We start from the raw sequence: 10,408 nt of genomic DNA, 5'->3' as shown, positions 1-10,408 counted from the left end.
AGTCCCAGGCGCATACTAAGAAGCGAAAGATCGGCTAGGAGTGTCAAGCATCATCCGAGGCCAAAACGTCAAGCATCAAGTGAGTTCAGACACAGAGTCGGGGCCGGCTGTTCAACCGTCGAGTGTCGGGGATCTGATACGGCTCTCAGTCGGCGCTGGGCTGCTGGAGCCACTGCGTCTGGAACTGACGGTGATCGTTGACACCTGGGTCTCCGACGCACTAGGGAGATCCACATGTCCAACCCCCAACCCGGTGAAACTCCCCAGGCAAAGGTCTACTTGTCGCGCAAGGTTTCGATCTCGGCAGCCAGCACGGCCATGTCGCGCACGTGCGTGTAGTACTTGGCCCCGTACTCGTCGTCGATCGCTGGGAGAACCTTCTCCAACGCCGCTGTGAGCCTCATCAAGCCTGCGCGGCGCTGCTCATTGAGCGGCCCTTTGAGGACGCCGGAGGCGTAGCCGTAGGCGTCCGCGTCGAGCAGCACCATTTCCTGGCCTTCGATGTCCAGGCCGCGGAAGCTTGGCGGGAACGGCGTGGTCATGTGCTCGGCCATCATCTGCGACAGCGCGTCGAGCTTCTCCTCGAACATGCGGGAGATCCTTCCAGGGGCACGCGTGCGTCAGTGCGCGGCTCGACCTCAACCCGGTGAACCTATGCGATCACAGCACTAGCCGTGTTCGGGGTCTTCTGGGTCGGGGACTACGAAGCTGCCGAGGTTGGGGACGGTGTAGATCTTGCCGCGTTCGCGGAGGCGTTCCATGGCCTTGCGGATGGTGGGGCGGGCTACGCCGAACTCCTGCATGAGCTTGACCTCGGAGATCTTGAACTTGGGTCCCCACTCGCCTGAGTCGATGCGGTCGAGCAGGACTTCGAGGATCTGTTCCCAGCGGGATCTGTCCTCGTCGAACTCCCATGAGCGGGTCCGCTCGATGTAGGTGGCCACCCTGTGAACCTAGGAAGGCACTTCACGGCCCTTCTCGTAGACTCATGGTACTCCATGGAGCTTCATGGAATAGACAGGGATGTACAGGTGGGTTAACCTTCGGGTCATGAGGCTGGCGAGGTGGACTCTTGAGCTTCTTCGGACGGCCTTCGCTGCGACGAGGCAGACAGGTATGCCGGAGGTGGCGGGTGAGCATGACGTTCGATCCGACCGTTCCGAATGCGGCGCGGGTCTATGACTGCATCCTGGGCGGCAAGGACCACTTCACCGCTGATCGGAAGCTGGTCCGTGAGCTGACCGCCCTGCTTCCGGATCTGGCGGACGCGGTCTGGGCGAACCGGGCGTTCCTCGGGCGGGCGGTTCGCTACCTCGCCGGGCACGGCGTCGAGCAGTTCATCGACATCGGCACCGGCTTGCCGACGCAAGACAACGTCCACGAGATCGCGCGTCGCGTCGTGCCTGAGGCGCGAGTGGTGTACGTCGACCACGATCCGGTGGTGGTCAGCCACGGGCGGGCGCTGCTGGCCCGCGAACCCGGACTTGCGATGGTCGACGCGGATGCCTGCCTGCCGGAGGAGATCGTGAAGGCTCCGGAGGTCGTCGAGCTCATCGACTGGAGCAAGCCGGTGGGGCTGGTCCTGGTGGCCGTTCTGCACTTCCTTGAGGACCCTGCCGCGGTGCTGTATGAGCTGTGTAGCGAGATGGTCCCCGGAAGCCATCTGGTGATCACTCACGCGTGCGCGGATCATCTCCCAGCCGACACGCGCACGGCTGCCGTCACGGCCTACAACAAGGCGATCAACTCGCCGATCCATCTGCGCACCGAGACGCAGATCGCCAGCTTGTTCGCCGACCTCGGATGCGCGCTTGTTAAGCCCGGATTGGTGGAGGTGTCGACCTGGCGGCAGGACGAGCCGGTGCCGCATCGGCCCGACAGCACCCAGTTTCTCGGTGGTATCGGCGTGATCCCCGAAAGGACCATCCGCCGGCGTGCGTCGCTGGTCGCCGAAGCTGGGGTGGCGTGATGGCGTTTGTCCCGCCCGACGTCAAGGCGCGGTTCGTGCTCGCCTTTGGCGGGGTGGGGCCGTACTGCCTCGTCGAACGACAGGACGACACCACGGTCTCGCAGGTTGCCACATCCCTGTGCGGCCGATCGGTGATGGTGTCCAACCACTGGGGCGGACTCTTCCCGTGGTGCAACGGTGACCCCGTCTGTCCGGACTGTGAGAAGGCCGCAGGGCGGCGATGCTCATGACGGGCACGGCGAGAGAGAAAGCCTGGCCGGATGCTGGGACCTCCATGCGGCATCCGGCCAGTGGTGGTCTCGCGCTGGGGCGGCGCGAGACCACCTTCCATTCACGAGCGGGGCGCCTCGACGCGCGCAGGCATCCCGGCGCACACACGGCGGTAGGCGTCGACGATCTGCCCGGCGGCCGAGTCGACGTCCACCTGGTCGGTGCGGAGCCGCAGGTGGAAGAACCCTGCGTCAGCGTGGGCGATCAGGTCGGCGAGGGTCTCGTCCCATGCCGCAAGCCGCCTAACCGTGTCCGGGTCGCCGCGGGCTTGGGATCGTCGTTCGGTGACCTCGCGCGGCACCCACAGCAGGACGCGCAACCACGCCTGGGGGAGTCGGCGCAGGTCGGTCAGGTTGCCCATGTGCGTGACGGATACGCATCCGGCGGATTGCCGTACCTCGATGGCCTGGCGGTCGATGGCGTAGGTGTTGCCGTAGCGGTGGGTCTCTACGAGGATGCGGCCTTCGGCGCGCAGCCGGGCGAGGTGCTCGGCGGACACGAACTCGTACCCGTGCGCGCGGCCGGTGCCGACCTTGAGCTTGGGGAGTTGGACGAACCTGGGGTCGAGTCGGTGGAGGGCGGCGGTGAGGGTGTCCTTGCCGCTGGCGGGCGGGCCGTACAGCACGATGCCGTGCGGCCTCACGACAGGATCCGCTTGAGCACCTCGCGCGTCTGGTCGGCGAGGCTGATCGCGGCGCCGAGCCGGTTGTCGACCGTGAGGTGCGCCGTAGGCGGGCTGGTGTCGGTGTCGAGGCCAGCGGTGTACTCCTCCCAGTTGTCCAGCTTCCATGCGTCGCGGGCGGCGCCGCGGAACTCGATGTACTCGCGCATGGAGTCGACGTCGCATCTGACCCAGATGGCCGCGACGTCGATGCCCTTGGCGGTGCACTTGTGCTCTAGGCGGGTGAACCAGGCCTCGTCCTTGAGTTCGCTGATGAACGGGGCGGACAGGACGGCCGAGGTGCCGACGTGAAGGTTGTCCCACGCGGTTTCCATCAGGCACCGGTACTCAAATGGGCGTACCTCCTTCAGGTACAGCTCGGAGTGCCGGTCGTGCGGGTCGCCGCCGAGCGTGACGAGCAGCCGCTCGACGATCGGGCGCGTGAGGGAGTCCTTGTCCAGGAACGCCCAGCCGGTGATGTCGGACAGGAAGCGGGAGAACTCCGTCTTGCCGGATCCGGCGTATCCGCCCACCAGGACGAGGATCGGCTTCGGGCTGCCTCCGCCGTGACGCCGGCGCCATGCGTCGACGACTCGGCCTCGCAGCAGGGCTTGCGGGGAGTTTCCGGGCTCGATGCCGTCGACGGACACCTTGGTGAAGGCGGCTTCGATGACGGCGGCGGCTTCGTTATCGGCGGCGGGGTCTGCTGGCGCGGGCAGATCGGAAATCATCATTTCCGCCTTTTGGGGTTCACCGGGCAAGGGTGGGCGAAAGCCAAGTTCGGGCTCGCTGGCCCTGTAAAGCACGCAATACGCGCGGCGGTAGTGGGGGCCTGGGTAGACGCTTCCTTGCTCGTGTCCCCAGATGGTCTGGAAGTTGGCCGCGGGCACTGTCAGGCCGTGCCTGTCGGCGGCTTCGCGCAGGCTCTCGCCGGCGGCTTCCAAGGTCAGGCCATGTGCCTCCCGATGTTCCCGTAGTCGGGCTGGTATCCAGCCCTGGCGCTCGGTCGTCCTCATTGCATCACTTCGCTCTCACGCTCGGGGGTGCGTTGTGCGGTAGTGCATGTGAAAACGCTGTGTAAATCGGGGTGTAACCCAGGTTGCAAAAGTTTAGCTAGGTGATCGTGATACCACGAATTCCCTGGCCACGGTGAACTTAAGCCACCCCAAAGGAGGTGGCCATGAATGAGGACAGGCACAGAGTCGTCGCCGAACTGGCCGAAATCCTGTCAGAGCTGGATGAACTGGCGTGCCGTATCGCTCAGATCACTTCGGCGCTCGAAACACCGCAGATTCCAGGGCGGCAAGACGATCCCCCAGACCCTTGAGGATCTCGCGCATCTGGGCGAGTTGGGCCAGGACCTCGTCGCCGGACGCGTCATCGACGGCCGCCGGCGCAGAATCGCGGACGAAGACTCCCTTGCCCTGCTGGCCGACCACCAAGCCCTCGGTGCGGAGCACGCTGATCGCGGCCTTGACCACGCTGGCGGAGACGTCGAACCGCTCGCCGAGCTGGGCGATCGAGGGCAGGGCCGTACCCGGCGCGAGTGATCCGCTGCGGATCTGACCGCGGATCTCATCGACGATCTGCAGGTAGGCCGGTCGGCCAGTCTTCTCCACCACGCCCTCCAGTGGAGCACACCAACGCAGCGATGCCAACCAAGCAGTCGAAGAACCCCTTGACAACCTAGAATTCCAAGCGTTCCATGTGTTCTAGGAAGTCAACCTAACGAAGGAACTGATCATGAGGACCATCCCCATCCCCGTCGACGTCGCCAAGCTCCAGATCAGCGTCGCCAAGGCACCTCGCCCGCGCCTGGTCAACAAGGAGACCGGTGAGATCAAGCGCAACAAGGACGGCCACGAGATGTACGAGGTCACCCTCCTCGTCGAAGACGAGCTCGGCCGCATGGAACTCGTCAAGGTCAGCACCACCCCCGAGCCACAGATCACCGCGGGGGAGGAGGTGACCCCGGTCGGCATGGTCGGCTACGTCTGGGAGATCACCCAGAACGGCCAGCCACGCTGGGGCATCTCCTACCAGGCACGGGGCTTCATCCCCGCGAGGGCCGAGCGATGATCGGCCTCCCGCTCCCCATCAAGATCACCATCACTGTGATCGCCGTGCTGACCCTGCTGGTCTTCTGGCGACACTACGCACCCGTCTCCTACTGGTATCTGTTCGCCTTCCCCCGCAAAGCTGCCTGGCTGCGCTGGTCCTGGCGGCACGTCGCCTCCGGCTGCGGCCTGACCAAGAAACGGCACCGGTGGTGGTTCACCGCCGTCCCCAACATGATCGCCTCGACCGGCGTCGTCCAGGTCAAGCGGCGTTTCCAGCGGGTCGCCGTCGACACCAAGCCCTGGATGGGGCTGCCCATCCCGGGACCGCACGGCTTCCGCATCACCTTCCACCTCCTCGACGGCCAGATCCCTGACGACTACTCCAAGGTGTGCGAACGCCTCGCCCACGCCTGGCGCATCGAGGCGGTCCGCGTCATCGCCTCCCGCCCCGGACGCGTCACGCTCCAGGGCATCAACCGCGACCCGTTAACCCACGTGGCGCCGGCCGTACCGCCAGACCAGCCGCGACCCGAAGACCTGCTACGCCCGGTCGTCGGCGTGCTGGAGAACGGCGCGCCCTGGCGGATGGACTTCCGGCTCATCCCGCACTGGATGAACGCCGGCGCCACCCAATCCGGCAAATCCAACCTCATCAGCTCGCTCGTGGTCGGCCTGGCACCACAGCCGGTGGCGCTGGTCGGCTTCGACCTCAAAGGCGGCGTGGAGCTGTCGGCCTACGAAAGGCGGCTGACCGCCCTGGCCACCACCCGCGGTGAGTGCATCGACCTGCTGGCCGACCTCGTCGCCGTGATGGGCGCCCGGATGCTGTCATGCCGGCGCCACGGCGTCCGTGATATCTGGGACCTGCCTGACAGCGTGCGCCCTATCCCGGTCGTGGTGCTCGTCGACGAGGTGGCCGAACTGTTCCTCACCGCCGACAAGTCCGAGAAAGAACAAGTCACCCGTACGGCTACCGCCCTGCTCCGCATCTCCCAGCTCGGCCGAGCGTTCGGCATCTACCTCGTGGTGTCCGGCCAGCGCATCGGCTCCGACCTCGGACCCGGCGTCACCGCGCTGCGGGCCCAGATCGGCGGACGTGTCTGCCACCGCGTCAACGACCCGGAAACCGCCGTGATGACCCTCGGCGACCTCGACCCTGAGGCCCTGCTCGCCGCACGCGCGATCGCTCCGGACCAGCCCGGCGTCGCCGTGGTCACCGGTGCCGATGGCCGCTGGTACCGCGCACGCTCCGGCTACGTGTCCATGGCCGCGGCCGAGCGAGCCGCGTACATGTACGCCGATCTAACCCCCTCCTGGGCGCAGGTCGCCGCGAGCGGCCTCGGCCACGAACTGACTGACACCACCCCTCCCGAGATCGCCGCCTGAGAGGAGGAACCCAAATGATCACCCGACTGGCAGACACCGCACCGGTACTGGTTCTGGCGATGATCGCGGGAGCGGGCAGCTTCACCCACATCCGCGACACTGCCACCGAACACGGCCAGGCCGGCTGGATGGCCTGGGCAGTCGCCGTCTGTATCGACCTGACCTGCGTCATGGCCGCACGAGAACGACAGCGCGACCGCAAGAACGGACGGGAACGGCGCGGCTGGATCTCCTGGCCCACCCTCGTCCTGGTCGGCGGCATCACGCTCTCCCTGTCCGCCAACCTTGCCCAAGCCGACCCCAGCGCCTGGGGCTGGATCACCGCAGCCACCCCCGCCGGCGCGTTCCTGACCGCCGTCTCCATGCTGGAACGCCGCTCGACAGAACGGCCCGCCGTACCGGACGAACTCGCCGTACCTGACGAGCTCGACCCGGTACTGCAGAAGCCGGCCGTACTGGACGAGAACGGCACTGAGAACGGCCAGAACGACACCAGTACGGCAGGCGCGCTGCTCGACTACGCGCGCCGCATCGCCGACGAGCACCACGCCCGGCACGGCAGACCCATCACCCGAGACAACCTGCGCGCCCGCCTCGGGGTCTCCAGCCAGCTCGCCTCCGCCCTCCTGCGGACCCTGCGCGACACCACGACGAAAGGAGACCCGTCATGACCCCCGCCGACTACCGCACCGCCGTCATCAACGGCCTGCTCGACCTGGCCGCCTTCCTGGAGGCCAACCCCGCCCTTCCCGCCCCCTACCACGTCAAGGTCGATCACTTCGCCCCGGACAAGCCCGACGAGGAGATGCGCGCCGAGGTCGACAACATCGCCGCCCTCCTCGGCACCAAGGCCTGTCTGCCGGAGTTCAGCTACGGCCACTACCGGACCTCCCTGTCCTTCGGCCCCATCGAGTACTCGGTCATCGCCATCCTCGCCCAGGCCCGTGCCCGGCACGCCGCCGACAGCTCCTACAACGGCTGCATCACCCCCAACTGAAGGAGAACCGCCATGAACATCCGCATCGAGGGCACCGAGGCCGAGATCGCCTACGCGATCGCCCAGCTCCGCAAGCACCTGACCATCGGCCAGATCTCGCCCTACCTCCCGCTGCACCACCGCGCACGTACCTGGCGCGTGTTCCTCAACACCGCCCCCAAGCCCGCCCCGACGAGGTGGACGGCATGAACAAGCCCTCCGACACCCACCACCAGTGCTGCACCTGCGGCGGCAGCGGAGTCGACACCTACGGCGACACCTGCCCCCACTGCCACGGCCAAGGCTTCTGCTGAGCCGCCGGCGCCCCCGGCGTGACCACACATCCGCCAAGACGTCCGTCACGTCGGGGGCCATCCCACTCCGAACCACACAGTCCGAAAGGGACACCCCCATGATGACAACCCCCGCCGTGGCAGCCGGCATCATCGCCCGGCTCCACGACCCCAACTACGCCCGCTGGGCCGCCCAGATCCGCCGCACCGGCGGCTGCCGCCAGCCCATCCACCTCCGCGGCCACGTCCTGCACATCGACCCCGCAACCGGCAAACGCCTGCACACCTACACCACCGCCACCGAACCCGACGGCACCCTACGCATCCCCTGCAAGACCCGCCGCGCCTCCCGCTGCCCCTCCTGCGCCGAGACCTACCGCGCCGACACCTACCACCTCATCCGTGCCGGCCTGGCGGGTGGCAAAGGCGTCCCATCGTCGGTCGCCACACACCCGGCCCTGTTCGTCACCCTCACCGCACCAAGCTTCGGCGCCGTCCACACCCGCCGCGAACGCCACGGCAAACTCCTGCCCTGCCGCCCCCGCCGCAACGCCTCGACCTGCCCGCACGGACGCTCGACGTCCTGCACGGCCCGCCACAGCACCCACGACCCCCGCCTCGGCGAACCCCTCTGCCCCAACTGCTACGACTACGACAGCTCCGTCCTGTTCAACGCCGTGTCACCTGAGCTGTGGCGCCGTTTCACCGAAGCCCTGCGCCGCCGCTTCGCCAAGACCTCCGGACTCACCCTCAAAGCTCTCCGCGAGCATGTCCGGATCTCCTTCGCCAAGGTCGCCGAATACCAACGCCGCGGCGTCGTCCACTTCCACGCTGTCATCCGCCTCGACGGCCCAGGGGGCCCAACCACACCTCCTCCGTCTTGGGCCACTCTCGACGCACTGACCGACGCGGTACGGCACGCCGCCGGCGCCGTGACCGTCACCCTCCCGACCATCGCCCAGCCGTTCCGTTGGGGAAACCAACTCGACATCCGCCCCATCACCACTACCGGCGATCTCAATGACCAGGCTGTCGCCTCCTACGTCGCGAAGTACGCGACCAAGGCGGCCGAATGCGTCGGCACCCTCGATCGCCGTATCAACTCCCTGGAAGACCTAGCGGTGCTACCCATCCGCGACCACGCACGCCACCTCATCGCCGCATGCATGCGCCTGGGCCAACAGGAGGACCTGGCCGAACTTCGCCTCACCCAGTGGGCCCACATGCTCGGCTTCCGCGGCCACTTCTCCACCAAATCCCGCGCCTACTCGATCACCCTCGGCGACATGCGCGCCGAACGCGCCGACCACATGCGCACCGACGCCATCACCACAGGCCGCCTCCCGCTCTTCGACGAAGACACCGTGCTGGTCATCTCCCGCTGGGAGTACGTCGGCAAGGGCCTGTCCCTCGCTGACCGAGTCATCGCCGCCTACCTCACTGGAGGCGGCGGATGAAGCGCTTCCCCCTCGATGTCGTGATCCCGGACGAACCTCCGCGGCTGAACTCCATAGCTGCCAAGGAACTGTTCGCACTCCTGATGGAAGCCCGCCAGGAGCCGGTGATCTCACCTGCTCAACCAGATGCCGCATAAGAAAGGACATAAGCAATGAGATTTGGGTTCTACGGTCGGGTGTCGACTGAGGACAACCAGGATCCGGCCTCCTCCCGCGCCTGGCAGCTGACCCGCTCCCGCAATCTGATCGAACCGCGCGGGGGAGTAGTAGTCGCCGAGTTCTTCGACGTGGACAAGTCACGCTCGATCCCCTGGCAGCGCCGACCGCACGCGGCGGCGCTGCTGGCCGCTCTGCGGGATCCGAACCGCGGCTTCGAGGCCGTGGTCATCGGAGAGCCCCACAGGGCGTTCTACGGCAACCAGTACGGTCTGACCTTCCCGATCTTCGAGCACTTCGGCGTCCCGCTGTGGGTGCCCGAGGTCGGCGGTCCCATCGATCCGACGAACGAGGCTCACGACCTGGTGATGAGCGTCTTCGGCGGCATGAGCAAGGGGGAACGCAACCGCATCAAGATCCGCGTCCGCACGGCCATGTCCGCTCAGGCCCAGATGGAAGGCCGCTTCCTAGGCGGACGCCCGCCGTACGGCTATCGCCTGGGAGACGCCGGCCCTCACCCGAACCCCGCCAAGGCAGCCGACGGCAGACGCCTTCACCGCCTGGAGCTCGACGAGGCGGTAGCACCGGTGGTCGCCCGGATCTTCCGCGAATACATCGAGGGCCACGGCCTCTACGCGATCGCGGAGCGTTTGACGGCAGACGGCATCCCCAGCCCGGCTGCGCACGATCGCAAGCGGAACCCGCATCGTTCTGGCGTCGCTTGGGCCAAGAGCGCGGTCCGCGCGATCCTCATCAACCCCCGCTACACCGGGCACCAGGTCTGGAACCGCCAGCGCAAGGACGAGGTACTGATCAATGTCGATGACGTTGCGCTGGGCCACGCGAGCAAGCTGCGATGGAACACAAAGGATCAGTGGGTTTGGTCGGACGAGGTGGTCCACCCGCCCATCGTCACGCCAGAGGACTTCGCCGCGGCACAGGAAGTCATGGCGGGCCGAGGAGGCCGCCAGACCGGCCGGAAGCTCAAGCCGACCAGCAAGCCGTACCTCCTGCGTGGGCTGCTCTTCTGCGGTCTATGTGATCGCCGGATGCAGGGCAGTTGGGCCAACGAAGCGCCCTACTACCGCTGCCGCTTCCCCGAGGAGTACGCCCTTGCCAACCGTGTGCAGCATCCCCGGACCGTCTACGTACGTGAGGACGCCATCGTTCCTAAGCTAGA

13 protein-coding genes and 1 pseudogene are annotated in these 10,408 nt (G+C 66.8%); 9 read left to right on the top strand and 5 right to left on the bottom strand.

The window, feature by feature from the left end:
* Positions 1–275: 275 nt before the first annotated feature.
* A complete protein-coding gene (locus tag ACIBHX_RS50660) occupies positions 276–590 on the bottom strand; it encodes a hypothetical protein (RefSeq protein ID WP_397076019.1) in 315 nt (104 codons plus the stop codon).
* 78 nt (positions 591–668) lie between these two features.
* Entirely contained in the window at positions 669–944 is a 276-nt protein-coding gene (locus ACIBHX_RS50655; RefSeq protein ID WP_397076017.1) for a GntR family transcriptional regulator, read from the bottom strand.
* Between the two features lie 194 nt (positions 945–1,138).
* Here ACIBHX_RS50655 and ACIBHX_RS50650 point away from each other — a divergent pair, with 194 nt between their 5' ends.
* On the top strand, positions 1,139–1,969 hold the full coding sequence (locus ACIBHX_RS50650; RefSeq protein WP_397076015.1) for an SAM-dependent methyltransferase: 831 nt from the start codon (positions 1,139–1,141) through the stop codon (positions 1,967–1,969).
* A 331-nt stretch (positions 1,970–2,300) separates the two neighbouring features.
* Here ACIBHX_RS50650 and ACIBHX_RS50645 read toward each other — a convergent pair whose 3' ends face one another.
* The 3 genes from ACIBHX_RS50645 to ACIBHX_RS50635 all read right to left on the bottom strand — a co-directional run bounded on the left by ACIBHX_RS50645 (position 2,301) and on the right by ACIBHX_RS50635 (position 4,558).
* On the bottom strand, positions 2,301–2,882 hold the full coding sequence (locus tag ACIBHX_RS50645) for a guanylate kinase (RefSeq protein ID WP_397076014.1): 582 nt from the start codon (positions 2,880–2,882) through the stop codon (positions 2,301–2,303).
* On the bottom strand, positions 2,879–3,916 hold the full coding sequence (locus tag ACIBHX_RS50640) for an AAA family ATPase (protein WP_397076012.1): 1,038 nt from the start codon (positions 3,914–3,916) through the stop codon (positions 2,879–2,881). The genes ACIBHX_RS50645 and ACIBHX_RS50640 overlap by 4 nt, the downstream gene beginning before the upstream one ends.
* Positions 3,917–4,165: 249 nt before the next feature.
* Complete coding sequence (locus ACIBHX_RS50635; protein ID WP_397076010.1) at positions 4,166–4,558, bottom strand: GntR family transcriptional regulator; 393 nt, start codon at positions 4,556–4,558, stop codon at positions 4,166–4,168.
* A gap of 85 nt (positions 4,559–4,643) precedes the next feature.
* On the opposite strand from ACIBHX_RS50635, the gene ACIBHX_RS50630 reads away from it, so the two are divergent.
* The 8 genes and pseudogenes from ACIBHX_RS50630 to ACIBHX_RS50595 form a co-directional block, all read left to right on the top strand.
* Positions 4,644–4,979 (top strand): hypothetical protein, encoded by a 336-nt coding sequence (locus ACIBHX_RS50630; protein ID WP_397076008.1) that lies wholly within the window; start codon positions 4,644–4,646, stop codon positions 4,977–4,979.
* Positions 4,976–6,346: an FtsK/SpoIIIE domain-containing protein gene (locus ACIBHX_RS50625; protein ID WP_397076007.1), complete on the top strand. Its 1,371-nt coding sequence runs from the start codon at positions 4,976–4,978 to the stop codon at positions 6,344–6,346. Before ACIBHX_RS50630 ends, ACIBHX_RS50625 begins: the two co-directional genes overlap by 4 nt.
* A gap of 14 nt (positions 6,347–6,360) precedes the next feature.
* Positions 6,361–7,017, top strand: coding sequence for a DUF2637 domain-containing protein (locus ACIBHX_RS50620; protein WP_397076006.1), 657 nt, complete (start codon positions 6,361–6,363; stop codon positions 7,015–7,017).
* A complete protein-coding gene (locus ACIBHX_RS50615) occupies positions 7,014–7,343 on the top strand; it encodes a hypothetical protein (protein WP_397076004.1) in 330 nt (109 codons plus the stop codon). Before ACIBHX_RS50620 ends, ACIBHX_RS50615 begins: the two co-directional genes overlap by 4 nt.
* 12 nt (positions 7,344–7,355) lie before the next feature.
* Positions 7,356–7,532, top strand: coding sequence for a hypothetical protein (locus ACIBHX_RS50610; protein WP_397076002.1), 177 nt, complete (start codon positions 7,356–7,358; stop codon positions 7,530–7,532).
* Between the two features lie 202 nt (positions 7,533–7,734).
* Positions 7,735–9,072 (top strand): replication initiator, encoded by a 1,338-nt coding sequence (locus tag ACIBHX_RS50605; protein WP_397076001.1) that lies wholly within the window; start codon positions 7,735–7,737, stop codon positions 9,070–9,072.
* Positions 9,069–9,209, top strand: coding sequence for a hypothetical protein (locus tag ACIBHX_RS50600; protein ID WP_397075999.1), 141 nt, complete (start codon positions 9,069–9,071; stop codon positions 9,207–9,209). Before ACIBHX_RS50605 ends, ACIBHX_RS50600 begins: the two co-directional genes overlap by 4 nt.
* A 15-nt stretch (positions 9,210–9,224) precedes the next feature.
* A pseudogene (locus ACIBHX_RS50595) lies at positions 9,225–10,379 on the top strand (recombinase family protein); the annotation flags it as partial.
* Between the last annotated feature and the right edge of the window lie 29 nt (positions 10,380–10,408).

It is taken from the genome of Nonomuraea sp. NPDC050536 (assembly GCF_044457685.1).
Taxonomy (GTDB): Bacteria; Actinomycetota; Actinomycetes; order Streptosporangiales; family Streptosporangiaceae; genus Nonomuraea.
The sequence above is the reverse complement of the archived record's forward strand: the minus strand, read 5'-3'. Positions and strand labels throughout refer to the sequence as shown.